We start from the raw sequence: 24,956 nt of genomic DNA, 5'->3' as shown, positions 1-24,956 counted from the left end.
GGGAGCGGAGGGTCAGCTCATGCGGAGGGCGAGGAAGAAGTCCAGCTTGTCCTCGAGGCGGGACAGATCGCGCCCCGTCAGCTGTTCGATACGCCCCATCCGGTAGCGGAGCGTGTTGACGTGAAGATGCAGCCGCGACGCGCACCTCGTCCAGGAACCGTCGGAGGCGAGGAACGCCTCCAGGGTGGGCAGCAGTTCCGCCCGGTGCCGCTGGTCGTAGTCGCGCAGCGGCTGGAGCAGCCGCGCGGTGAAGGCCCGCCGCACGTCGTCCGGTACGAAGGGCAGCAGCAGCACGTGTGAGGCCAGTTCCGCGTGCCCCGCCGCGCGGACGCGGCCACTGTGGGCGGCGGCCACCCGCCGGGCGTGCCGGGCCTCCTCCAGCGCGCCGCGCAGACCCTCCGCCGAGTGCACGGCGGCGCTCACGCCCACCGAGAGCCGCCCGTCCTGTGCCAGGCCGCGCTCCAGAGGCTCACGGATTGAGGCGACGAGCTCGGCGGCGTCCAGCTCGGTGGAGTCCCGGGCCGCCCGGTCGCCCGCCCCACCCATTCCTCCGCCGCCGGTCGGGGGCAGCGGCACCAGGGCGACGGCTTCGTCGGCGGCGTGGGCGACGGCGATCCGGTAAGCCGCGTCGGGCGCGTCGACGGCGTCGGCGTCGGAGGCCTGGGCTTCCGGGGCCGGGAGGATCTGCCCGGCGAGGATCTCCTCCAGCAGCGACTGGGTGGCGCTGCCGTCACCGCTGGCGCCCTCGCCCGGCTCCTCCCACTCCACTTGGGCCACCACCACCTGCCAGCACGGCATCGCCCCCGGCTGCAGCTCCGGCACCAGCACCTGGCCCGCGGCCCGCAGCCGCGCGGCGGTCTCGGCGGGCGGCGCGCCGGACTGCACGAGTTCCAGTACCTCCTGGGCGAGCCGCCTGCGCATCGTCAGGGACGAGTCCCCGTGTTCGCGCTCGGCGGCGATCAGCTGGGTGACGCCCTCCAGCAGGTCGAGGCGCTCACCGGGCCAGTCGGCCGGGTCCGCACGCACGGCCAGCAGCCAGTCGGACAGCACGGCGGCGCGCGCATCAGCGGCGCCGGTCCGGACGGGGAAGAGCGCGTAGTCGGCCCCGTCCCCGCCGGTGACGCGGTACGGGCTGCGCTGCCCCGCCCGTACGGCCGCGAGATGGGCGCCCGCCAGCCGGGTGCGGACCGTTTCGGGCAGCCGCTGGGCGCCGCCGCCCGAACCGGCCATCAGCCGGCCGGTGGGGGAGAGCACCCAGGCGCGCAGATCCAGGTCGGAGACGAGCAGATCGAGCACCGCGTCGAGGCCGCCGCCGCCAGGGCCGGAGGACATCAGCCTGCGGTGGCGCTCCACGACGGCAGCCAGATCACCGGCCCGCTCCGTCGACACCTGCCGCACCACATGCTCGGTGATCGTCGCGAAGGCGACATCCTCGACGACTGCGAAGAGCGGCAGCCGGTGGCGGGCGCAGGCGATCGTCAGATCCTCCGGAACCGCGCCCAGCTCGGCCTCGCCGGCCGCCAGCGCGGCCACCCCGGCGGCGGCCAGGATGCGGACGAAGGGCTCGGAGTCCTCCGCCGTGCGGTGCCAGGCGAGACCGGTGAGGACCAGTTCCCCGCCGGAGAGGTAGCGGCTCGGATCGCGCAGGTCGGTGGTCATCACCCCGCGCACGGTGCGGTCCAGTTCCTCTACGCCGCCGAGCAGCCGCAGGCCGAGCTCCGGTGTGTCCAGCAGTGCGCGCAGCCGCATGTCGTCGCCGCCGTTCCGTTGCCCGAATGATGCCGTGCCCAGTGCCAGTGCCAGTGCCAGCGGTCAGTGACCGGTACCCGGTGACCAGTGCAGAGCCGAGTGCGGTGTGCGACGGCGCGGACACCGTGTGCTGATGGCCCCCCGGCTTTCGTTCGAATCTACAAGACGCGGCCCCGGGGCAGCCAGCCGGTTCATGGTTTCGGTGACTGCACCCGATGGCGCGCGCGTCGGTCTACTTGCCCCACAGCTCGTGAACGCAACATGAACCGCCCCGGCTCACCGCAGTCCGAAGCCCGGCCCCAGAGCGACCCGAGAAGAGAAACGCATGGAGTTCCTGCGCCCTGCCGACTGGGGGGAAGCGCTGGCCGCCAAGGCCGAGCATCCCTCGGCCGTTCCCCTCGCGGGCGGCACCGACGTGATGGTCGAGATCAACTTCGACCACCGCCGGCCCGAGTACCTGCTCGACCTCAACCGCATCGCCGAGCTCGGCGAGTGGCAGACGGACACGGAGTACGTACGACTCGGCGCCTCCGTCTCCTACACCAGGATCATGGAGAGCCTCAGCACCGAACTCTCCGGCCTCGCCCTGGCCGGTCACACCGTCGGCTCCCCGCAGATCCGCAACCGGGGCAGCGTCGGCGGCAACCTCGGTGCGGCCTCGCCCGCCGGAGACTCACACCCCGCGCTGCTCGCGGCGGGCTCCGAGGTCGAGGTGGAGTCGGTGCGCGGCAGCCGCCGCATCCCGGTGGAGGAGTTCTTCACCGGGGTCAAGCGGAACGCGCTCGCCGAGGACGAACTGATCCGCGCCGTACACATCAAGAAGGCGTCCGGACCGCAGCAGTTCTCCAAGGTCGGCACCCGCAACGCGATGGTCATCGCCGTCTGCGCCTTCGGTATCGCCCTGCACCCGGACACCCGTACGGTCCGCACCGGGATCGGCTCCGCCGCGCCCACTCCGGTACGGGCCCGCGCCGCCGAGGACTTCCTGGACGCCGCGCTGGAGGAGGGCGGCTTCTGGGACAGCGGCAAGACCCTTCCGCCTTCGCTCGCCGCGGAGTTCGCCACCCTGGCGTCCGGGGCCTGCAACCCCATCGACGACGTGCGCGGCAGTGCGAAGTACCGCCGCCACGCGGTGTCGGTGATGGCCCGCCGGACCCTCGGCTGGACCTGGGAGAGCTACCGCGCCGGACACACGGGCGGCACCGGCGGCACCGGACACAACGGCCACACTCCGGAAGGAGACGCGTCATGCGTGTGACATTCCAGGTCAACGGACGTCCCTACGAGGCCGACGACGTGTGGGAGGGCGAGTCGCTGCTCTACGTACTGCGGGAGCGCATGGGCCTGCCCGGTTCCAAGAACGCCTGCGAGCAGGGCGAGTGCGGCTCCTGCACGGTCCGTCTCGACGGTGACCCGGTCTGCGCCTGTCTCGTCGCGGCAGGCCAGGTCGAGGGCCGCGAGGTGGTCACCGTCGAGGGGCTGGCCGACCTCGCCCGGGAACGCGCGGAGGGCGGCTGCGGGACCGGAGCCTGCGGCAGCCGGGGCGGCGGAGCACGGAGCACCGCGGCGCGCGGCACCTCCGTGGACGAGGCCCGGCGCTGGGAGGCGCGACCGGCGGGCGCGGAGTCCGGCGCACGCACCGGCGAGTCCGCAGCGCTGGCCCCCGTGCAGCAGGCGTTCATCGACGCGGGAGCCGTCCAGTGCGGCTTCTGCACGCCCGGCCTGCTGGTCGCCGCGGACGAGCTGATCGAGCGCACCGGGCAGCCCTCGGACGCGGACATCCGCGAGGCGCTGTCCGGCAACCTCTGCCGCTGCACCGGCTACGAGGCGATCCTCGATGCCGTCCGCCTCGCCGCCGCGCGCAGCACTGACGGCGGCACCGCAACCGACGGCGGCACCGGCCCCGGCGAGGGCACCGGCACCGGAAGTCCCGCGGCCCCGGCCGCCGGAACGGGAGCCTGACCGCCATGGGCGTGACGAGGACACCCACCAGCCTCAGCCAGGGCAGCCGCACCCGGGGCGGCATCGGCGAATCCACCCTCCGCCCCGACGGCACTCTCAAGGTCACCGGCGAGTTCGCCTACGCCTCCGACATGTGGCACGAGGACATGCTCTGGGGCTACACCCTGCGCAGCCCGCACGCGCACGCCGAGATCGTCTCCGTCGACACCTCCGAGGCGCTCGCCCAGCCCGGCGTCCGCGCGGTCCTCACCTACGACGACCTGCCCACCGAGGTGAAGACGTACGGCCTGGAGGTCCCGGACACCCCGGTGCTGGCGCACGGCCGGGTCCGCCATCACGGCGAGCCGGTGGCCATCATCGCCGCCGACCACCCGGAGACCGCGCGCCGGGCCGCCGCGAAGATCAGGGTCGAGTACGCCGAACTCCCGGTCGTGCACGACGAGGCATCCGCCACCGCCCCCGGTGCGCCGCTGCTGCACCCGAACCGCGCAGACGACCACGGGCGGCATGTGCCGCATCCCAACATCGTGCACCGCCAGCCCATCGTCCGCGGCGACGCCGCGGCGGCAAAGGAGACGGCCGACGTCGTCGTCTCCGGCGAGTACGAGGTCGGCATGCAGGACCAGGCGTTCCTCGGCCCGGAGTCCGGCCTCGCCGTGCCCGCCGAGGACGGCGGCGTCGACCTCTATGTCGCCACCCAGTGGCTGCACGCCGACCTGCGCCAGATCGCCCCCGTCCTCGGCCTGCCCGAGGACAAGATCCGGATGACGCTCGCCGGTGTCGGCGGCGCCTTCGGCGGCCGGGAGGATCTGTCGATGCAGATCCACTCCTGTCTGCTGGCCCTGCGCACCGGCAGGCCCGTCAAGATCGTCTACAACCGGTTCGAGTCCTTCTTCGGCCATGTGCACCGGCACCCGGCGAAGCTCTGGTACGAGCACGGCGCCACCAAGGACGGCCGCATCACGCACATGAAGTGCCGGATCGTCCTGGACGGCGGGGCCTACGCCTCCACCTCCCCGGCCGTCGTCGGCAACGCCGCCTCCCTCGCCGTCGGCCCGTACGCGATCGACGACGTGGACATCGAGGCTCTCGCCCTCTACACGAACAACCCGCCCTGCGGTGCCATGCGCGGCTTCGGCGCGGTCCAGGCATGCTTCGCCTACGAGTCGCAGATGGACCGGCTCGCGGCGGAACTCGGACTGGACCCGGTGGAGTTCCGCCGCCGCAACGCCATGTCGCAGGGCACCTTCATGCCCACCGGCCAGCGGGTCGACTCCCCGGCACCGGTCGCCGAGATACTGCGGCGGCTCAAGGCGATGCCGCTGCCGCCCGAGCGCCAGTGGGAGTCCGCGGGCCGCTCGGGCACGGCCACCGACGTGCGGGCGCTGCCCGGCGGCCTCTCCAACACCACCCACGGCGAAGGCGTCGTACGCGGGGTCGGCTACGCGGTCGGGATAAAGAACGTCGGCTTCTCCGAGGGCTTCGACGACTACTCCACCGCCCGGGTACGGCTCCAGGTGGTCGGCGGCGAACCGGTCGCCACCGTGCACACCGCGATGGCCGAGGTCGGGCAGGGCGGCGTCACCGTGCACGCCCAGATCGCCCGGACCGAGCTGGGCGTCACCCAGGTGAGCATCGCACCGGCCGATACGAAGGTCGGCTCGGCGGGATCCACCTCCGCCTCCCGTCAGACCTATGTGACCGGCGGCGCGATCAAGAACGCCTGCGAGGCCGTGCGCGAACAGGTGCTGCAGATCGGCCGCGCCCGGTTCGGCACCTACCACCCGGCCTGGAACACCGCCGAACTGCTGCTGGAGGACGGCAAGGTGGTCACCGACGGCGGTGAGGTGCTGGCCCCGCTGGCGGAGGTGCTGGAGGACGAGACGGTGGAGGCCGATCTGGAGTGGCGCCACCGCCCCACCGAGGCACTCGACGTGCGCACGGGCCAGGGCTTCGGGCACGTCCAGTACTCCTTCGCCGCACACCGCGCGGTCGTCGAGGTCGACACCGAACTCGGCCTGGTCAAGGTCGTCGAGCTCGCCTGCGCGCAGGACGTCGGCAAGGCGCTCAACCCGCAGTCGGTGATCGGCCAGATACAGGGCGGGACGACGCAGGGGCTCGGCCTCGCGGTCATGGAGGAGATCGTGGTGAGCCCGGGGGCGAAGGTGTGCAACCCGTCCTTCACCGACTATCTGATCCCGACGATCCTCGACACGCCGACCATTCCCGTCGACATCCTCGAGCTTGCCGACGAGCACGCCCCGTACGGACTGCGCGGCGTCGGCGAGGCACCCACGCTCTCCTCGACCCCCGCGGTGCTGTCCGCCATCCGGCAGGCGACGGGGCTGGCCCTGAAGCGGGTGCCGGTGCGGCCCGAACACCTGACCGGGACGTAGCGCCGTACCAGCGGCAGGCCGACATGTCACAGGAACCGGCGCAGGCGGCGGCAGGGCTCCGGCCCGCGCCGGAAGCCTGCGGCGGGCCTCGGCGGAGGCCGCCGCACCACGCCGCACCGCCACACAGTTCCACCGCCACACAGTCCCCCGGGTGGGGGTGTCACACGCCCCCGTCCGGACCCGCCGGTCCCCGGAAGACCGGTGCACACCCGAAGCGGCTCCCTCCCGCGGAGCCGCAGACGTCTCGGGCCGTCCCCCGTGTCGTGCGATCCCGAATCCCGTGCATCCGGCGCCGCGTCGGCGAGTCTTGCCCAACGCGGCGGCCAGGTGTCCACGGGTGCCCCTGTGAACCTTGGGAGAAGCCACACAATGACCCAGCCGACAGCGGGGCCGAAAACCACGGTGGAGGACGCGGGCACCGGCTCGCGTCCCCCCGCCGGGCGGTCCTGGCTCGACAGGTACTTCCACATATCCGACCGAGGATCCACCGTCGCGCGGGAGGTGCGCGGCGGCGTCACCACCTTCATGGCGATGTGCTACATCCTGCTGCTCAACCCGGTGATCCTCTCCGTCCCCGATGTCACCGACGCCCGCCTGGACGCGGGCGAGGTGGCCACCGCCACGGCGCTCGCCGCCGCCGCGACCACCCTCGCGATGGGCCTGCTCGGCAACGTCCCGCTCGCGCTCGCGGCGGGGCTGAGCGTGTCCGCCGTGATGGCCTTCCAGGTCGCCCCCGAGATGACCTGGGCCAACGCGATGGCCATGTGCCTGGTCTACGGCGCCGTGATCATCCTGCTGGTCGTCACCGGCCTGCGGGAACTGATCATGCGGGCGATCCCGCTGGCGATGAAACATGCGATCACGATGGGCATCGGCCTGTTCGTCTGCCTCATCGGGCTGGTCCAGGCGGGTTTCGTGACCAGCATGGGAGGCCCCGGCGGGGAGGCAGGTGCCAAGCCGATCCAGCTCGGCACCCACGACCAGCTCAGCGGCTGGCCGGTGCTGTGCTTCGCCGTCACCGTCCTGCTGATCTTCCTGCTCCAGGTGCGCAAGGTCCCCGGTGCCATCCTGATCGGCATCGTCGGCGGCACACTGCTCGCCGCCGCCGTGCACCAGTTCACCGGTATGAGCAAGAAGGACTGGGGTGGACTGAACGCGCCAGAGATCACCGGCTCGGTCGTCAGCGCCCCCGACTTCGGCCTCTTCGGGGACGTGTCCTTCGACGGCATGGCCGACGTCGGCGGCATCACCGTGGCCGTCATCGTCTTCACGCTGGTGCTGGCCGGGTTCTTCGACGCGATGGGCACCATCATCGGCGTCGGCCAGCAGGCCGGACTCGTGGAGAGGGACGGCCGGATGCCCGGCCTCAGCAAGGCCCTCGCGATCGACGGCGCGGGCGGGGTGGTCGGCGGTCTCGCCGGCGCCTCCGGACAGACCGTCTTCGTGGAGTCGACAGCCGGGGTGGGCGACGGCGCCCGTACGGGCTTCGCCAGTGTGATCACCGGCCTCGGCTTCACCCTGTGCCTGTTCTTCACTCCGTTGGCCCAGGTCATTCCCACCCAGGTCGCGGCGGGCGCGCTGGTCGTCATCGGCGCGATGATGATGAGCAACGCACAGCACATCGACTGGAACGACCCGGCCACCTCGATCCCGGTCTTCCTGACGACCGTCCTGATGCCGTTCACCTACTCCATCACCGCGGGGATCGCGGCGGGCGTCATCAGCTACGTCGTCATCAAGGCCGCACAGGGCAGGTGGCGGGAGCCCGGTTGGCTGATGTGGGTGCTCTCCGCCGTCTTCCTCTGCTACTTCTCGCTCGGCCCGATCGAGGGTTGGCTCGGAGTGAAGTAGCCCCGCCCTTCCGCGCACTCCCGCGCACTTCCGCCTTCCGCCCTTCCCGTCCCCTCCGTCCGACAAGGAGAAAGCAGATGCTGGACATCGCCGAAGAACTGAACCGGTGGTGCGAGCAGGGCCGCGACTTCGCCGTGGCCACGGTCGTGGCGGTCAGCGGCAGCGCTCCCCGTGCCCCCGGCGCGGCGCTCGCCGTCGACGCCGACGGCACCGTGATCGGAAGCGTCTCGGGCGGCTGTGTGGAGGGGGCGGTGTACGAGCTGTGCCGCGAGGCGCTCCAGGACGGCGGCACCGTCCTGGAGCGGTTCGGCTACAGCGACGAGGACGCCTTCGCCGTGGGACTGACCTGCGGCGGTGTCATCGACATCCTGGTCACCCCGGTGCGGGCAACCGCGCCGGGGCGGGCAGCTCTCGCCACGGCGCTGGCCGCCGCCGCCTCCGGCGGTGCGGTCGCCCTGGTGCGGGTCACCTCGGGGCCCGCCGAACTGCTCGGCCGGATGCTGTACGTCGAAGGCGGCCCGCAGCAGGGAGCGGAGACCGAGAAGGGTCCCGGAGCGGGCCCCGGAAACGGCCCCGGAAACGGCGGTGGCACGCTCGGCGGCCACCCGGAGCTGGACCGTACGGCCGCCGCCGAGGCCGCCGCCCTGCTCGACGCCGGCCGCACCGGCACCGTGGAGACCGGCGCCGAGGGCGGGCGGTGCGGTCAGCCGCTCACCCTGCTTGTCGAATCCAGCGTCCCGCCCCCGCGCATGCTGGTCTTCGGCGCCGTCGACTTCGCCGCCGCCCTGGTCCGTACGGGCGTCTTCCTCGGCTACCGGGTCACCGTCTGCGATGCCCGGCCCGTCTTCGCCACCCCTGCCCGCTTCCCGGAGGCGCATCAGGTGGTCGTCGACTGGCCGCACCGCTATCTCGACTCCACCGAGGTGGACGGGCGCACCGTGGTGTGCGTGCTGACCCACGAAGCGAAGTTCGACGTGCCGCTGCTGGAGCGGGCGCTGCGACTGCCCGTCGCCTATGTGGGCGCGATGGGCTCCCGCCGCACCCACGAGGACCGTCTCGGACGGCTCCGTGCGGCGGGGCTCGGCGAACTCGAGCTGGCCAGGCTGCGCTCCCCGATCGGGCTCGACCTCGGGGCGCGCACGCCCGAGGAGACCGCGCTGTCCATCGCCGCGGAGATCGTCGCCAACCGCCGGGGCGGCACCGGCGCACCGCTGACCGGGGCGCACACCCCGATCCACCATGACGGGGCCACGCCGCCGGGAAGGATCGGCTCGGTGGCGTGAGGACGGGTCTCGTCGACAGACCCTACGAGGAGGGCGCCGGAAGACGCTCCGGCAGATTCGCCTCCTCGCCGCAGCCCATCGCCGTCGCCATCGCCCGGGACACCGAGTGCAGGATCGTCATGGCCGCCTTGGCGCGGGCGGCGTCACTCATCTTCGCGTGGCCGTCCGTGCGCGGCACGTTCACATGTCCGCCCACCCTGGGCGACGCGCTTCCGGCGAGCGCCTTGCCGCACAGGAAGGTGAGGTCCGCGCCCGAGGCGCTCGCGCGGGCCGCTTCCCCCAGCGGGTAGCCGGTGTCCGTCGCCGTCTCCTCTTCCTCTCCCGCCCGTCCCGCCCCTTCCGGGAGATGGGCGAACTCGATCTCGATGAGCGGGTGTTCGGGAGTGCTGCGCGAGCTGTAGACGAGGCACACCTTGGTGCGCGACGTGATGATCTCCTCGGAGCCGACGATTCTGTCCCGGGCGGTCTCGAAGGAGGCGCCCTCGGGAGCCTGGAAGCTGTCGTCCCGGCTCAGGGTGTCCAGGGCCCGCTGGGCCTCCGCGTTGAGCGAGGAGTGACAGAGCTGGGCTGCGGGCGTGCTGTCCTCCTCCTTCTCCCCGCCCGTGCACGCGGAAGCGACGACTGCCGTCGCCAGTGCGAGAGCGGGCAGCAGCAGCCCGCGGCGGGATGCGGATTCTCCGCTGCGTGATCGCGGCAAGATGCTCATCCTGTGTGCGGTCCCTGGCCTTCGCGGTCGGATGCTCCCGGCCCGTATCCGAGATAGGCGTTCTTGAGTTCCCTGATCAGGGTGCCGTTCGCGTCGGTGTCGCTCCCCTGATTCAGGAGGTGCCTTTCCGCCGTGCCGCCCAGGTCGCGCTCACCCATCTGGAAGATGTCCTCCGTGTTGGGTTTCTCCGGAAGATCCGCGCCGCCGAACAGCGTCTCCCCGCCGAACTGCTTGCCGAACTCGGCAAGCGCGCCCGTGGCGATGGGGATGGCCACCCCCCAGGGCCCTGATTTACCCGCGATGTTGAGCAGCACGTTCTGGGCCGCCGGCGTTCCCGCGCTGATCCCCACCCGCCGCCAGTCGTCGGATTTCAGATAGGCGTCCTGCGCGGCCGCGGAGTCGGCGCCGTACTGCGCTTCGATGGCCCGCATGCGGGACGCGTCGAGGATGCCGCGCGCCTCGGCCTCGGCCAGCAGCGCGCCCTTGCCCGTCACGTAGTTCTCGTCCCCCTCGGAGGGAGGGTTCTCGGCGAACCGGCCCAGGGTGTAGAGGTGTTCCGCCTGGTTCATGAGGCCGTGCGAGGTCTCGTTCTGGCCGAGCACGCTGAGGAAGTCGACCGCCTGTTCGCGGCCGAACTCGGCGTGCCCCTTGTATCCGGGCGGGAAGTACTCGCCCATCTTGGTCTCGCCCAGGCCGGACAGGTCCCGGTTGAGGTCGTCCACGTAGGCCCCGCCCATGGCGCCCAGGGCTTCCGCCATCGCGGGCTGCTCGTTGAGCAGCTTGGGGCCGTCGTCGCCGCCGTAGGTGTGGACGACCTGCTCCATCACGTCCGCGGTGGCGGCCGAGCGCCGGTTCTCGCCGCTGGCGAGCGCCTCGTCATCCCAGGCGTAACCCGTCGTCGCCGCGGTGAGCGCGTGTCCGAGTGCCTCGTGGCCGCCGATCGGTATCGGCTTGCCGTTGTCGCCGGTGTAGAACCAGTCCCGCTCGGTGGTGAGGTACCTGAAGTTGTCGTTGAGCTCGCCGTCGCTGTCCAGGTGGCCGTTCACCTTGTCGGGCCGGAAGTAGTCGGTGGCGACTTCAGGGTTGTGGCCCAGCGCCTCCAGCATGCCCGTGACGGGGTCGTGGCCGGTGTCGTACTCGCCCTTGCCGTGGTGCAGGTTCAGCACTCCGATGTCGGCCTGGTTACCCCAGTAGGGGCGCCCCTCGGTGTTGTTCTTCTTGTCCCAGGCGGTGAGTTCGTCGCTGTACTTGGTGAGGAAACCCGACTCGTACTTCCCGAAGCGCATCAGGTTGCTCATGATCTGGTAGCCGTACGGGTTGCTGCTGCCGCCGGTCTCCACCCGCTGCGGGCCCATCCGGAGGACCTCCTGCTTCCACTCCTTCATCTCCGGGCTGCCCGAGTGCGAGGCGGTGGCCAGCGTCGTGCCGAGGGACTCCTGGAGGCTCTTGGCGGTCTTCCACCACGCCTTCTCGTCGATCTTCGTGTCGGGATACAGCGGATTGTTCGGGTGCGTGGCGTTGTACCAGAGCTGGAGGGTCTTCTCCGGACCGAGCCGGGTGGCGAACTGCTCGGCGAACAGCGGGTCCTGGCTGTGCCGGGCCAGCACGGCGTTCATCTGCGCCAGTTGCGTGGAGGTCACCTTGCCCTGTTCGATCCCGGCCAGGTCCAGCACGGTCCGCAGATCCTCGGCGGCCGCCTTTCGGGCCTCGCCCAGGCTGTTGTAGGCGCCGCTGTTGAAGCCGCGGGCCGTGCCGTTGACATCCGCGGTGAGGGCCTGCACCAGCGCGGCGTCCGCCTCGTTCGCCTTGGTGATCGCGTTGCGGGTGCGCTCCCGGTAGGCCGCGAACGCCTCCTGGTAGGACTTCGTCATCGAGGCGCGGTGCTTCTCCTCGTCGTCCGGCAGATCGAGGTACACGGAGCCGTCCGCCTTGTTCAGGCGGAGGTACTTGTGGCCCTCCAACTCCTTCTCGATGGCGTCCAGCACACCCTTCGCCTGGGAGAACTGCTCCACTCCCTCGCTGAGTACGGAGTGCACCCGGCGTGACTCCTCCGCCGCCGCCGTCAGCTGCGCCCGGACCTTGCGGAACCTGCGCTCCGCGGCGTCGGCGGTCTCGCCCTCCCAGTTGGAGTCGGCGAGCCCCTTGGCGACCTCCGTGTTGAAGTTCGTCCCGACCTGGCTGAACTTTCCCGGTGCCTGGCCCCACTTGGTGACCGCTTCGCGGAGCGCGGTGAGGTCGACGTTCTTCACCTCGGTGTAGGTGAGCTGCCCGGTCACGGGTTCCCCCCGGACTTTCCGCCGCTGCTGCTCCTGGAGCCGCCGAGGGACTGTGCGCGCTTCTTGTCCTCGGCCGTGAAGGCGTCCGCTCCGCTGCGCAGTGCCTTCGCGGTACCGGTGAACTCCTCCTTCACGTAGGACATCTGGTCCCTCCAGCGCTCCTGGAAGGTGGTGATCGCCTTGGCGGTGGCGAAGCCCTTGAGGGAGCCGGTCACCTGCCCGGTCTCCGTCATCACCTCGTCGTCGGCCTTGAGGAACTGCCCGCGCACGGTCTCGGCCTTGCCCGCCCTGCCCCGCAGTACGGACTCCGTCACGTTCAGGGTCTTCCCCCCGCCCGGCCCGCCTCCCGTGCTCGGGTGGCCCCCGCCTCCTCCGCCGCCGTTCAGCCGCATGCTCGTGGACCCGGGTGACTGGTGGGCTGCCGTCAGCTGCGCCCACTCCTCGTCGAATGTCACTCTGTCCTCCTGGTCACTCATTGCCGGCGCGAAGCCTTGCGGGGCAGCCGGAACGTATCGATCCGACACGAACGCCAGATGAAGGGCAGTTGGGGGCCCGCTGAACGCATGGTCCGCTTTCGGCCGAGGGGCAGGGCCGGGAGCACCCGGCCGATTCGCATGAGTGACCGGTCAAGGACAGCCGACAGCCACGGGCTGGCGACTGCGCGGGAGATCGCTGTACGCCGCACCCGGCTCACCGAGCGGAGCCGGACAGTGCGGCAAGCTGCCCGCGCCGCCGAGTCCGGCGCCCAGGGTTTCAGGGCGCGGGGTCCGGCTCTTACGGCTCGTACGCGGTGGTGAGGAAGTCCAGGACGAGGGGGCTGGCGTGGGTGCGGAACTCCTCGAAGTAGGCGTGCCGGGCTTCGGGGATCAGATGGAGTCGGGCGTTGGGGATGCGGTCGGAGAGCAGGTGTGCGTTGGCGGTGGGGTTGAGCAGGTCGTCGCTTCCGTGGACGACCAGGGTGGGTGCGCTGATGTCCGGCAGGATGTCCCAGGCGTCGTGCCGGTTGCTGGCCGCGAGGTGGTGGCGCCGGGCGTGGGCAGGCATAGCGGGGTCGCCGAGGGTGTGGTGCGAGCCGGGATGGGAGGCGAGCCACCGGGGGGTGTACATCAGCTCCAGCAGGGCCTGTCGCGCGGCTCCGGGCTGAGGTTGCGCCAGGGCTTGGCGGACGTCGTTGCCCCGTTCGACGCTGTGCGGGCCGCCGGGTGAGGTGCAGCCGAGAACCAGGGCGCCCACCCGGTGGGGGTGGCGGGCCGCGAGCTGCTGGGCCACCCGTCCGCCCATGGACGCGCCGTAGACGTCGGCCCGGTCGATGCCGAGTTCGTCGAGGACGGCGATGACGTCCTGGGCGAACAGTTGGGTGCTGTAGGGGGTGTCGGGCTTGTCGCTGTCGCCGGTGCCGCGGTAGTCGAGCGTGAGGGTGCTGCGAGCGGGGTGGAAGTCGGCGCGAGTCGCGTCCCACCAGTGGTGGTTGTTGGCCTGGCCCGCCAGCAGGACCAGCGGCGTCCCCTGGCCCTGGAGCTGGTAGGCGACGCGGGTTCCGTCCGGTGCCATCGCGTGCGTCATCGGCTTCCCCGCTCCCGCGGGGGATCTGTCCGGGCCCGAGTGGGCGGTGGAGCCGGGGCGACCGTCTTGGTGTGCTTCGTCGCCACCAGCCGTGCAGGGCGGCCTCTGGAAGAAGTACCGGCCCGGCCCTCAGACACCCGCTGCCACCGCGGCGCCCATCCCCAGCAGGACGAGGCCGGTCGTCACACTGAGCCCCCGCAGGACAGTCGGCCGCGATATCAAGGCGCGCCCTCGGCCGACGGCCCAGGTGAGCAACAGGTACCAGGAGGCACTGACGAGCGCCCACAGAGCTCCCAGGGCGACGGTCGACAGGAACACCGGCCCCTTCGCCGTCACGAATTGGGGCAGCACCGAGACGGCGAACACGCCGGCCTTCGGGTTGCCGAGGTTGGTGCTCAGGCCGGTGAGGTATCCGCCCGCGAAGCCGGTGCGGCGCCCGCCTTCGCGGGGCGGACGGGTGGAGGCGGTGGTGAGCGCGGTCCGCAGCGTGTTCACCCCGAGGATCATCAGCACGATGCCGCCTGCGATCCGGAGCACCGCGTACGCGTGCGGGCTGGCCAGCAGGGCAGCGGACAGCCCGGCCGCGGCGGCCGTGGACCACAGCAGGAAGCCGGTGGCGTTGCCCGCGAGCGTGCCTCGGAATGTGCGCTGCCCGCCTTCCAGAACCTGCCGGATCATCATGGCTTGACTCGCGCCTGGCAGCATCGCCAGCAGCAATGTGGTGGCGATGAAAGCGGGCACATGCGTAGGCATGGGGAGAGAACCCTTCCAGGGGTCGCAGTCGATGGGTGCACCACCAGGCTTCCTCTCCCGCACTTATAAGAGAAGTTAAAAGAGAAGGGTGCAGCGTTAGGGTTGGTGAATGGTGGTGGACCCGGGACAGCTCCGGCTTCTCGCGTTGATCGAGCGGCACGGCTCCTTGACGGCGGCGGCTCACGCCCTCCAGCTCACGCCCGCGGCGGTCACACAGCAGGTGGTCAAGGCCGAGCGCGACTGGCAGGTGCCCCTGGTCAGTCGTGGTCCTCGCGGAGCAACGCTCACCGCGGCCGGTGCGCTGCTCGCCTGCCACGGTCGAACCGTGGAGGAGGCGTCGGACAAGGCCGAGGCGCAACTGGCCGCACTGCTCGGTCACCTCTCCCTACGGCTGCGGATCGGAACCTTCCAGGCGGCTGCCCTGCACCTGCTGCCACCCGCCCTGACGGCCCTGCGGCACCGCCATCCGGACGCCGACGTCTCCGTCGTGGACGTGGTGTCCGGACGCGGAGCGGACGAGATCAGCGCAGGGCGCCTGGACCTCGCCATCGTCGCCTCCTGGGGCACACCGCTCGCGCCGCCCCCGCACCTACGCGCCCACCCGCTCCTGCTGGACCCGATGGTCGTGGTTCTCCCCGACGACCACCCTCTGGCCACCGGGCAGCCCGCGGACACCGAACTGCGACTGAAACAACTGCGCGACGAATCGTGGGTTTCCATCCTGGCCGGCCACGCCGCCCGCGAGCAGTTCCACGACGCTGCCGGCGTGGCCGGCTTCACTCCCACCGTGCGGTTCGAGACCGAGTCCTACGACGTCGTCCAGGCCCTCGTCGGCACAGGCAGCGCTGTGGCTCTGGTATCGCGCCTGGCCCTGACCCATGCGCCCGGCACCACCCATCGCGAACTGGCCCACCCCAGGCCCTACCGCCAGCTCTACGCCCTGACCAAAACCGACGCCAGCCTCACACCACTCGCAGACATGCTGATCGACCTCCTACGCGATGTCGCCCGCGACATTACCGCCACCTGGGAGGCTCCCCTGCAAGAAGAACAACGCTCATCGGACTCACCGCACGGAGCCTGAAAGCCCCCGGTCCTGAATCGGCATGCCTGGTCGATGGGCGGTCGGCCCCGCCGACACGTCCGCAAACAAGTCCGCGGGCCACTCCAGCCGCCGCACCCGCTCCAGCTTGTTCACCTACGCCAGCAGGCTCTCCAGCCCCGGCGCCCCCGGGTCGGCCTTCAGCTCGGCGAAGTGCGACCGCCCGCCGCCTTCTGCTGGGCATGCACCAAGGCTGTGAGGGGGAGGTGGAGCACACCCCCCGTGTTCGCCTGATCTGGCCGGTCGACTTCACCCTCCCCGGGGTGGACCTGGCAGAGAAGGGAAATCGTCGGAAAGCAACGGAACAGCCCTCCTCTCCCTGCGGTGCGGGCACGTACGTGACCAGGTGGCCAGCCGGGGTGACCAGCCTGGGCGACCCGCCTGGGCGGTCCGCCCGGAAAAAACTCAGAAGTTTTCTGTCCGGGATGTCGAGGCGGCCGCCGCGGTTCCGATGTTTCCTGTGAGAGGCGCCCACGAAGGGCGTCACCGGCACAGGGAGCGCCACCATGAAGTACATGCTGATGATTCTCGGCAGGCAGTCCGACTACGACGCCATGAGCGGCACCAAGTCCGCCGACGGACCGGTGTGGACCGAGGCGGACCTCAAGACCATGTTCGAGTTCATGGGCGCGGTCAACAACGATCTCGCCGAATCCGGTGAACTCATCGACGGGCAGGGGCTGGCCGAGCCCTCGCAGGCGCGGCTCGTGAACGGGACCCGGGACGGGCAGCCGGTGGTCTCGGACGGGCCGTACGGAGAGACCAAGGAGGTCCTCGCCGGATACTGGGTACTCGAATGCGAGAGCATCGACCGGGCCACCGAGATCGCCGCCCGCGTCGGCGACTGCCCGGTCCCCGAGGGCGCGGCGCGCTACCCGGTGGTCGTCCACCCGATCGCCGACGGCCCGCCCGCCGATGTGTGACCGGACCAGCCCAGCGCCTGACCGGACAGTGAGCGGACGATGACCGGACAGCCGCCAGCCGAGGACCTGCTGCGCCGCCACGCGCCGCAGGTCCTCGGCGCGCTCGTACGCCGCTACGGGCACTTCTCCGCCGCCGAGGACGCGGTGCAGGAGGCGCTGCTCGCCGCCGCCGTCCAGTGGCGCGGCGAGGGCATACCGGAGAACCCTCGCGGCTGGCTGATCCGGGTCGCCTCCCGGCGGCTGACGGACCAGCTGCGCAGCGAGGAGGCCCGGCGCCGCCGGGAGGAGACGGCCGCCGCGATGACGCCGCGCGACGACTTCGTGGCGCCGCCGCCCGGCGAGGCACGCGCCCCGTCCGAGGACGACACCCTGACCCTGCTCTTCCTCTGCTGCCACCCGCAGCTGTCCGCACCCTCGCAGGTCGCGCTCACCCTGCGGGCGGTCGGCGGACTGACGACGGCGGAGATCGCCCGTGCCTACCTGGTGCCCGAGGCGACGATGGCCCAGCGCATCAGCCGCGCCAAGCAGCGGGTCAAGGCCGCCGGGGCCCGCTTTCGCACACCGCCCCCGAAGGAGCGCGCGGAGCGGCTGGACGCCGTCCTCCAGGTGCTCTACCTGATCTTCAACGAGGGCTACACGGCCTCCGCCGGCGAACAGCTGCACCGCACCGACCTCTCCGGCGAGGCGATCCGCCTCACGCGTGCCGTACGGCGGCTGCTCCCCGACGACGGGGAGGTCACCGGGCTGCTGGCACTGATGCTGCTCAGCGACGCGCGGCGGGCGGCCCGTACGGGGCCGGGCGGCGAGCTGATCCCGCTCGCCGCGCAGGACCGCGGCAGGTGGGACCAGGCCGCCATCAAGGAGGGGGTCGAGCTGGTCGAGCACGCCCTGCGTCACTTCGAACTGGGGCCCTACCAGGTGCAGGCGGCGATCGCCGCGGTCCACGATGAGGCGGCGGATGCCGAGCGCACCGACTGGCCGCAGATCCTGGCCCTGTACGACCTGCTCGACCGCTTCTGGCCCGGCCCGATGGTCTCTCTCAGCCATGCGGTCGCCGTCGCGATGGTGCGCGGTCCCCGGTTCGGCCTGGCGCTGCTGGAGAGGCTGGACGAGGACCCGCACCTGGCCGGGCACCACCGGCTCGCGGCAACGCGCGGCCACCTGCTGGAGCGCGCGGGCGACACCGAGGCGGCGCGCCTCGCACTCAGCCTCCCGGAGCGCCGCTACCTCCAGTCCCGCGCGGCCCGCCTGAGCGCCGGACCGCCCGGCTAGGGCCTGTCAGGCGCCGCGAAGGGCCGCGGTCGGGGGCCTGCGCGCCGTCAGTACATCTTGAGGTCGACCAGCAGGCCCCGGTGGTCGGAGCCCGGCAGGTCGAGGAACTGGGCGTCGGCCGCCTCGAAGTGGCGGCTGAGCAGTACGTGGTCGATCTGCGCGCCCAGCGGCGGGGAGGTGGCCGTCGGCCAGGTGGGTGTGCGGGACTGGCCCTGGAGCCGGGCGGCGTCCCGCAGACCGGTCTCCAGGATGTCCCGGAACGCGGCATGGTCCTGGGTGGCGTTGAAGTCGCCCGCGATGACCCGGGGCTGGTCACCGCGTGCGGCCCAGTCGCGCAGATTGCCCAGTTCGCGCTTCCAGGCGCCCATCGAGCTGGGTTCCGGCGGCATCGGGTGCGCGACCTGGATCCGTACCTCCCTGCCGCCTATCTCCGCGACGGCGCTGGGCATCGTCAGCTGCCCGGGCACCGGTGTCCGGGTGTGCAGCGGGTAGGTGCTCAGCAGGGCGGAGCCGCCCGCGCCGCCGGCCTCGGTGATGACCCGATGGGGGTAGGCCTCCCGCAGTTCGGCGCCGCGCAGCGCCTCGACGCACGTGCTCTCGCACTCCTGTACGGAAACCAGCTGCGGCCGCTCCCGCTGGACCTCCCGCAGCAGCGCCTCGGTGGCCTGGCCGTACTGGAGGTTCGCCGTCAGCACGCGGAAGCGGGCCGTCGGCGGATGCTCCCGCGGCGGCGGCGCGTCGGCACCATAGGGCTGGATGAACCAGCCCGTCGTCGCCAGCACGGCCACCGACCAGACCGTCACCAGCCAGCGCCGCCCCAGTACGGCCAGCGCCAGCGCCAGCCAGGCGGGGGCCAGGAACCAGGGGAGGAAGGCGAGCAGTTGGGGGATGGGAGTGGCGCCGTCGGCGTCGATGCCGCGGAACACCAGCGGCACGCTGACGGGGAACAGCAGCAGCGCCGCGCACCAGCCGAGCACCCGGCGCCGCCGGGCCCGCCGCGCGGCGGAGTCCGGTACGGCGGGCGCGGGGGCCGTGTCCGCGGTGCGCCTGATCTCGGGCGGAACCTCGCCCCGGTACTGCTCTTCCCCCGTGTGCATCCACCCGATACTGCCCCATCACCGGCCCGCGACGCGATCACGGGTCCCGTACCCGCATGTCGACGTGGGCGGAATCCGGCATCTGCGGACTGGATTCGTCCGCAAGCGCCAGTAACCTCCTCCCCATGACGACCGCACCCGTGCTGACCACCCGCGCGCTCAACCGTGCCACCCTCGACCGGCAACTGCTGCTGCGTCGCGCGCCCGTCACCACGGAGCGGGCCGTCGAGCATCTCGTCGGGCTCCAGGCCCAGGTGCCCACCAACCACTACACGTCGCTGTGGTCGCGCGTCGCCGGATTCGACGCGGAGGAGTTCTCGCGGCGCTACGAGCAGCGCGAGTTCGTACGGCTCAGCATGATGCGCGCCACCGTGCACACCGTCACCGCACGGGACGCCCTCGCGCTGCGCCCGCTCTTCCAGGTGACGCACGACCGCAGCTTCCGCTCGAACTTCGCCAAGCGGCTGACCGGCATCGACGTGGACAGCGTCGTGGCGCGCTCCCGCGAGCTGCTGGAGGAGCAGCCGCTCTCCGCCAGCGAGCTGGGGAAGCTGCTGATCGAGGAGTACCCGGAGGGCGACGTGCAGGCGCTCGGCATGGTCGCGCGCCACCTCCTGGCGCTCGTCCAGGTGCCGCCACGGGGGCTGTGGCACCGGGGCGGGCTGGCCCGGCACACCACCATGGAGCACTACCTCGGCGCGGAACCCGCCGACCTCGGCCGCCCGGACGCCTCCGCCGCCGCCCTGGACGGCCTGGTGCTGCGCTATCTCGCCGCCTTCGGCCCGGCGTCCGTGAAGGACGTGCAGACCTGGAGCGGGCTCACCCGGCTGCGCGAGGTACTGGACCGGCTGCGCGCCGAGGTGACCGTCTTCCGGGACGAGGCGGGAACCGAGCTGTTCGATCTGCCGGACGCACCCCGGCCCGACCCGGACTCCCCGGCCCCCGCCCGGTTCCTCCCGGAGTTCGACAACGTCTTCATCGGCTACCAGGACCGCAGCCGGGTGGTGAGCGACGCCGCCCTGCGGCACTTCTGGAAGGGCTTCGAGGCCCTGCCCGTCTTCCTCTCCGACGGATTCATCCGGGGCACCTGGCGGCTGGAAGCGGACAGGAAGCGCACCCGGGCCACCCTGGTGATCCGGCCGTTCGGCGGGCTCCCCGAGGCACGGCGGGAGGAGCTGGAGCAGGAGGGAGCCGAGCTGCTCGCCTTCCACACACCCGGCGCGGAGCACGACGTGAGCTGGGAGCAGTGGGACGAGGAGGAGGACGGGACGGAGGACGGCGCCGACGGGGCCGACGACGGGGAGGGCGACGGCGGCGTCACGGGAAGGGGCGCCTACCAGGACTGAGCGTCACAAGGGCTGGCGTCCGGCGGCCTCCGCGTCCGATGATGGCCGCACCCGCCGACCGACCCCCTCGACCGACCCCTTCGACCGACCCTGCGGGCCGCCCACCTGGGAGAACACATGACCCTGCCCAGCCCGACCGAATCCTTCCGCACCGCCCGGGACACCCTGCTGAGCCACCGCGAGGACTACGAAACGGCCCGCGCGCGCTTCGTCTGGCCGCGGCCCGCACACTTCAACTGGGCGCTGGACTGGTTCGACCGGATCGCGGAGGGCAACGACCGCACCGCCCTGCACATCGTCGAAGAGGACGGCACCGAGGAGCGGATCTCCTACGCGGCGATGCGCGAGCGCTCGGACCGGGTGGCCAACTGGCTGCGGACGACGGCGGGCGTACGGGCGGGCGACCGCATCGTGGTGATGCTCGGCAACCAGGCCGAACTGTGGGAGACGCTGCTCGCCGCCATGAAGCTGCGCGCGGTCGTCATCCCGGCCACCCCGCTGCTCGGCCCGGCCGACCTCGCCGACCGGATCGGCCGCGGCGGCGCCCGCCATGTGCTCGTGAGGACGGAGGACGCGGGGAAGTTCGACGGGGTGCCCGGCGAGTACACACGCATCGCCGTGGGCGGGGCCACGGGCGGCTGGCTCGCCTACGAGGAGGCCTACGACGCGCCCGCCGCGTTCGAGCCCGACGGGCCTACCCGGGCCGAGGACACCCTGCTGCTCTACTTCACCTCCGGCACCACCGCCCAGCCCAAGCTGGTGGAGCACAGCCACGTCTCCTACCCCGTCGGGCATCTGGCCACCATGTACTGGATCGGTCTGCGGCCGGGCGACGTGCATCTCAACATCTCCTCGCCGGGCTGGGCAAAACACGCCTACTCCAACTTCTTCGCCCCCTGGAACGCCGAGGCGACGATCTTCATCCACCACTACACGCGCTTCGACGCCACCCGGCTGATGGCCGAGATGGACCGGGCGGGGGTCACCAGCTTCTGCGCGCCGCCGACCGTGTGGCGCATGCTGATCCAGGCCGACCTGGGCCAGCTGAAGCACGTGCCGCGCGAGGTCGTCGCCGCCGGTGAGCCGCTGAACCCGGAGGTGATCGAGCATGTGCAGCGGCACTGGGGGGTGACCATCCGGGACGGCTTCGGGCAGACGGAGACGGCCGTGCAGGTCGCCAACACCCCGGGCCAGCGGCTCAAGCCCGGTTCCATGGGGCGCCCCACGCCGGGGTTCGAGGTGGTGCTCCTCGATCCGGTCAGCGGCGAGCCGGGCGAGGAGGGCGAGATCTGTCTCGACCTGACGGGCCCCGACGGCCGTCCGGTGGGCCTGATGACGGGCTACCAGGGAGACCCGGAGCGTACGGCTGAGGCGATGGCGGACGGCTACTACCGCACCGGCGACATCGGGACTCGGGACGCGGAGGGCTACATCACCTATGTCGGCCGCTCGGACGATGTCTTCAAGGCGTCCGACTACAAGATCTCCCCGTTCGAGCTGGAGAGTGCCCTGCTGGAACACGAGGCGGTGGCCGAGGCGGCGGTGGTGCCCTCACCCGATCCGGTGCGGCTGGCGGTACCGAAGGCGTATGTGGTGCTGGCCGAAGGCTGGGAGGCGGGAGAGGAGACCGCCAAGGCACTCTTCGCGCACTCGCGCGCGGTCCTCGCGCCGTACAAGCGGGTGCGGGTGCTGGAATTCTCCGACCTTCCGAAGACGATCTCGGGGAAGATCCGGCGGGTGGAGCTGCGTGAGCACGCGGCGGGGGAGCGGGCGTCGGGGGAGCGGGCGTCGACGGAGACCCCGGAACACCGGGAGTACCGCGAATAGCGGGCGCGGTGGCCGCAGTTCAGGCGACCGTGCGTATCAGCGCGTCCGCCGGGTCGTTGACCGGTTGAGGGGTGCCCGTCAGATCCAGTACGAACAACGGGAGCGCCAGCTCGTCCGCGCGGTTGCGGGCGTCGTGCGAATAACCGGCGAGGGAGAAGCACACCGCCGTCGCCGACTCGTTCAGGCCGTTCAGCCAGAGGGTCTCGATGTCGCGCAGCGTGGTGGGGGTGGTCGTCGGATCGACGTGGGCGACCACCTCCGGCCCCCGCAGATCCACCCCGGATGCGGGCCGGTTGCCCGCGATCCGCACCTCCGTGAAGCCCAGCCAGCGCAGATACTGCGCGGCGGCGGTCTTGGCGTCCTGCGCGGTGCGGATGGTGACGGGGCGGAAGGCGGGGCGACGGGCCGGAGGACCGGTGGGGCGGGCCGGGGACGGGCGGGCGGCGGCCGCCTCACGGGTCGCGCGCGGCGGTTCCGAACCCCTGCCGGTTCCCGAGCCCGAGCCAGAGCCGTCCGGCGTACGGTCGGCCGGGCCGCGTGGTGCGGCGGGCCGTGCCGGGCCACCGCCACTGCCCCGGCCGCCGTGCGGGGCGGTCGGCCCGGTCGGTTCGGCGGCAGCCGTCGGCGGCGGGCCGGGCGAGGCGACCGGCACGCGCACGATCGCCCCGCACACGCAGCCGAACTCCGGCTGCGGCCACTCGTCCAGCTTGCCGCAGCTCCCGCACCGCACCGGCACCCAGGACCCCGCCCACGTACGGTGCTGTACCTGGACGGGAACCCCGCCACTCAACAGCGGCAGGCTGACGGGCGCGCCGCAGGAGCACGGATAGCTGGGCGGTGCGTAGGTGTGCTCGCGGCGGCAGGTGGGACAGCGCACGGAGACGCTCTCGGCCATCTCGGGGGCTCCAGCGGGGGTTTCGTCATGACGGCGGGTTCGTCACATCGTCCCCGATGGGGTCGGATTTACGAAGCGGATCGCAGAACCGGGGGGAATCGTTTGCGCTCCGCCCCACCGGGCTGTAGTGCACCGAGCCGCGTCCCCGCGCTCAGACCATCGGCGCGATCGCGGTGGGCGCGTGGCCCGGCTCGGTTGCCAGTTCCTCGAACTCGTTGACGCTCGCGAGGTCGCTGCCGCTCATGGCGATGTTGGTCACCCGCTCCAGGATCGCCTCCACGACCACCGGGACACGGTGCTCGGCGGCGAGCTTCTTCGCCTCCTCGAACGCGGGCAGCAGCCCGTCCGGCTCGGTGACGCGCAGCGCCTTGCAGCCCAGCCCCTCCGCGACCTTGACGTGGTCGACACCGTAGGCGCCGAGTTCGGGCGCGTTGAGGTTCTCGAAGGACAGGGAGACCTGGTAGTCCATGTCGAAGTTCCGCTGCGCCTGCCGGATCAGCCCGAGGTAGGAGTTGTTGACCAGCACGTGCACGTACGGGATGCGGAACTGCGCACCGACGGCCAGTTCCTCGATCATGAACTGGAAGTCGTAGTCGCCCGAGAGCGCGACGACGCTCGCCTCCGGATCGGCCGCGGCGACACCCAGTGCGGCCGGGACCGTCCAGCCCAGTGGCCCGGCCTGGCCGCAGTTGATCCAGTGCCGCGGCCGGTAGACGTGCAGGAACTGCGCCCCGGCGATCTGGGAGAGCCCGATCGTGGAGACATAGCGGGTCTCCGGCCCGAACGCCCGGTTCATCTCCTCGTAGACGCGCTGCGGCTTCATCGGCACGTTGTCGAAGTGGGTGCGCCGCTGGAGACCGGCCCTGCGTTCCTGGACGGAGGCCGCCCAGGCGGAGCGGTCCGGCAGCGTGCCGTCGTCCGCGTGCTCGCGGGCGATCTCGACGAAGAGCGCCAGCGCGGCTCCGGCATCCGAGGCGATGCCGTAGTCCGGGGCGAAGATCTTGCCGATCTGGGTCGGCTCGATGTCGACGTGCACGAAGGTGCGGCCCTCGGTGTACGCGTCCAGCTTGCCGGTGTGGCGGTTGGCCCAGCGGTTGCCGATGCCGAGCACGAAGTCCGACTCCAGGAACGTCGCGTTGCCGTAGCGGTGCGAGGTCTGCAGACCCACCATGCCCGCGTTCAGACGGTGGTCGTCCGGGATGGCGCCCCAGCCCATCAGGGTCGGCACGACCGGGACGCCGGTCAGCTCGGCGAATTCCACGAGCAGTTCGCAGGCGTCGGCGTTGATGATGCCGCCGCCCGCAACGATCAGCGGGCGCTCCGACGCCCTCAGCATCGCCAGCGCCTTCTCGGCCTGCCGGCGGGTCGCGGCGGGCTTGTGCAGGGGCAGCGGTTCGTAGGTGTCCGGGTCGAACTCGATCTCCGTCATCTGCACGTCGATCGGCAGATCGATCAGCACCGGGCCGGGCCGCCCGGAACGCATCAGGTGGAAGGCCTCCTGGAACACCCCGGGCACCTGGGCCGCCTCCAGCACCGTGGTGGCCTTCTTGGTGACGGGCGCCGCGATGGAGGCGATGTCGACCGCCTGGAAGTCCTCCTTGTGGATCACGGCGGTGGGCGCCTGCCCGGTGATGCAGAGGATCGGGATGGAGTCACCCAGGGCGGAGTACAGCCCGGTGATCATGTCGGTGCCCGCAGGCCCCGAAGTGCCGACGCACACACCGACGTTCCCGGCCCTGGCGCGGGTGTAGCCCTCGGCCATGTGGGAGGCGCCCTCGACATGGCGGGCGAGCGTGTGGTGAATGCCGCCACCCGCCCGCAGCGCGGCGTAGAACGGGTTGATCGCGGCGCCGGGCACACCGAAGGCGGTGTCCACACCTTCGAGCTTGAGGATCTCGACTGCCGCGCGGGCAGCGGTCATTCGGGCCATTGCGTGCTCCTGTTCGAACAGGTGG

General features: G+C 71.7%; 19 protein-coding genes. 10 read left to right on the top strand and 9 right to left on the bottom strand.

From position 1 onward, the window contains the following. Nucleotides 1-12 precede the first annotated feature (12 nt). Complete coding sequence (locus LHJ74_RS30350) at nt 13-1,749, bottom strand: PucR family transcriptional regulator (protein WP_260221454.1); 1,737 nt, start codon at nt 1,747-1,749, stop codon at nt 13-15. Nucleotides 1,750-2,074: 325 nt separating this feature from the next. On the opposite strand from LHJ74_RS30350, the gene LHJ74_RS30345 reads away from it, so the two are divergent. From LHJ74_RS30345 to LHJ74_RS30325, 5 genes are all read left to right on the top strand, one after another. Continuing rightward, nucleotides 2,075-3,007: an FAD binding domain-containing protein gene (locus LHJ74_RS30345; protein WP_260221453.1), complete on the top strand. Its 933-nt coding sequence runs from the start codon at nt 2,075-2,077 to the stop codon at nt 3,005-3,007. Continuing rightward, nucleotides 2,998-3,711, top strand: a complete 714-nt coding sequence (locus LHJ74_RS30340; protein WP_260221452.1) for a (2Fe-2S)-binding protein — start codon at nt 2,998-3,000, stop codon at nt 3,709-3,711. The genes LHJ74_RS30345 and LHJ74_RS30340 overlap by 10 nt, the downstream gene beginning before the upstream one ends. Nucleotides 3,712-3,716: 5 nt before the next feature. Further along, complete coding sequence (pucD, locus tag LHJ74_RS30335; protein ID WP_260221451.1) at nt 3,717-6,107, top strand: xanthine dehydrogenase subunit D; 2,391 nt, start codon at nt 3,717-3,719, stop codon at nt 6,105-6,107. Nucleotides 6,108-6,476: 369 nt separating this feature from the next. Further along, nucleotides 6,477-7,958 (top strand): NCS2 family permease, encoded by a 1,482-nt coding sequence (locus LHJ74_RS30330; RefSeq protein WP_260221450.1) that lies wholly within the window; start codon nt 6,477-6,479, stop codon nt 7,956-7,958. A 77-nt stretch (nt 7,959-8,035) separates the two neighbouring features. Beyond that, entirely contained in the window at nt 8,036-9,241 is a 1,206-nt protein-coding gene (locus LHJ74_RS30325; RefSeq protein ID WP_260221449.1) for an XdhC family protein, read from the top strand. A 22-nt stretch (nt 9,242-9,263) separates the two neighbouring features. Here LHJ74_RS30325 and LHJ74_RS30320 read toward each other — a convergent pair whose 3' ends face one another. From LHJ74_RS30320 to LHJ74_RS30300, 5 genes are all read right to left on the bottom strand, one after another. Continuing rightward, nucleotides 9,264-9,938: a hypothetical protein gene (locus LHJ74_RS30320; protein WP_260221448.1), complete on the bottom strand. Its 675-nt coding sequence runs from the start codon at nt 9,936-9,938 to the stop codon at nt 9,264-9,266. A 5-nt stretch (nt 9,939-9,943) separates the two neighbouring features. Then, the gene (locus tag LHJ74_RS30315) at nt 9,944-12,223 is read right to left on the bottom strand and encodes a WXG100 family type VII secretion target (protein ID WP_260221447.1); all 2,280 of its coding nucleotides are present in this window, start codon (nt 12,221-12,223) and stop codon (nt 9,944-9,946) included. Next, nucleotides 12,220-12,678: a hypothetical protein gene (locus LHJ74_RS30310; protein ID WP_260221446.1), complete on the bottom strand. Its 459-nt coding sequence runs from the start codon at nt 12,676-12,678 to the stop codon at nt 12,220-12,222. Before LHJ74_RS30310 ends, LHJ74_RS30315 begins: the two co-directional genes overlap by 4 nt. A 319-nt stretch (nt 12,679-12,997) precedes the next feature. Continuing rightward, complete coding sequence (locus LHJ74_RS30305) at nt 12,998-13,786, bottom strand: alpha/beta fold hydrolase (RefSeq protein WP_260221445.1); 789 nt, start codon at nt 13,784-13,786, stop codon at nt 12,998-13,000. Between the two features lie 129 nt (nt 13,787-13,915). Beyond that, nucleotides 13,916-14,539, bottom strand: coding sequence for a LysE family translocator (locus LHJ74_RS30300; protein ID WP_260221444.1), 624 nt, complete (start codon nt 14,537-14,539; stop codon nt 13,916-13,918). Nucleotides 14,540-14,648: 109 nt separating this feature from the next. Here LHJ74_RS30300 and LHJ74_RS30295 point away from each other — a divergent pair, with 109 nt between their 5' ends. The 3 genes from LHJ74_RS30295 to LHJ74_RS30285 all read left to right on the top strand — a co-directional run bounded on the left by LHJ74_RS30295 (nt 14,649) and on the right by LHJ74_RS30285 (nt 17,836). Further along, complete coding sequence (locus LHJ74_RS30295) at nt 14,649-15,623, top strand: LysR family transcriptional regulator (RefSeq protein ID WP_260221443.1); 975 nt, start codon at nt 14,649-14,651, stop codon at nt 15,621-15,623. Between the two features lie 524 nt (nt 15,624-16,147). Further along, the gene (locus LHJ74_RS30290; RefSeq protein ID WP_260221442.1) at nt 16,148-16,564 is read left to right on the top strand and encodes a YciI family protein; all 417 of its coding nucleotides are present in this window, start codon (nt 16,148-16,150) and stop codon (nt 16,562-16,564) included. 39 nt (nt 16,565-16,603) lie between these two features. Then, nucleotides 16,604-17,836, top strand: a complete 1,233-nt coding sequence (locus tag LHJ74_RS30285; protein WP_260221441.1) for an RNA polymerase sigma factor — start codon at nt 16,604-16,606, stop codon at nt 17,834-17,836. 47 nt (nt 17,837-17,883) lie between these two features. Here the strand turns inward: LHJ74_RS30285 and LHJ74_RS30280 are convergent, their stop codons facing one another. After that, entirely contained in the window at nt 17,884-18,933 is a 1,050-nt protein-coding gene (locus LHJ74_RS30280; protein WP_260221440.1) for an endonuclease/exonuclease/phosphatase family protein, read from the bottom strand. A gap of 125 nt (nt 18,934-19,058) precedes the next feature. Here LHJ74_RS30280 and LHJ74_RS30275 point away from each other — a divergent pair, with 125 nt between their 5' ends. Both LHJ74_RS30275 and LHJ74_RS30270 read left to right on the top strand, forming a co-directional pair. After that, on the top strand, nt 19,059-20,279 hold the full coding sequence (locus tag LHJ74_RS30275) for a winged helix DNA-binding domain-containing protein (RefSeq protein WP_260221439.1): 1,221 nt from the start codon (nt 19,059-19,061) through the stop codon (nt 20,277-20,279). 117 nt (nt 20,280-20,396) lie between these two features. Further along, nucleotides 20,397-22,106, top strand: a complete 1,710-nt coding sequence (locus tag LHJ74_RS30270) for an AMP-binding protein (RefSeq protein ID WP_311203372.1) — start codon at nt 20,397-20,399, stop codon at nt 22,104-22,106. Between the two features lie 19 nt (nt 22,107-22,125). Here the strand turns inward: LHJ74_RS30270 and LHJ74_RS30265 are convergent, their stop codons facing one another. Together LHJ74_RS30265 and gcl are read right to left on the bottom strand one after the other, a co-directional pair. Continuing rightward, nucleotides 22,126-23,001 carry a hypothetical protein gene (locus LHJ74_RS30265; RefSeq protein ID WP_260221438.1) on the bottom strand — a complete coding sequence of 292 codons (876 nt, stop codon included), beginning with the start codon at nt 22,999-23,001 and terminating at the stop codon, nt 22,126-22,128. A 151-nt stretch (nt 23,002-23,152) separates the two neighbouring features. Beyond that, a complete protein-coding gene (gene gcl / locus LHJ74_RS30260; RefSeq protein WP_260221437.1) occupies nt 23,153-24,931 on the bottom strand; it encodes a glyoxylate carboligase in 1,779 nt (592 codons plus the stop codon). Nucleotides 24,932-24,956: the final 25 nt, after the last annotated feature.

The organism is Streptomyces gossypii, from assembly GCF_025165795.1.
Lineage (GTDB): Bacteria > Actinomycetota > Actinomycetes > Streptomycetales > Streptomycetaceae > Streptomyces > Streptomyces gossypii.
The sequence above is the reverse complement of the archived record's forward strand: the minus strand, read 5'-3'. Positions and strand labels throughout refer to the sequence as shown.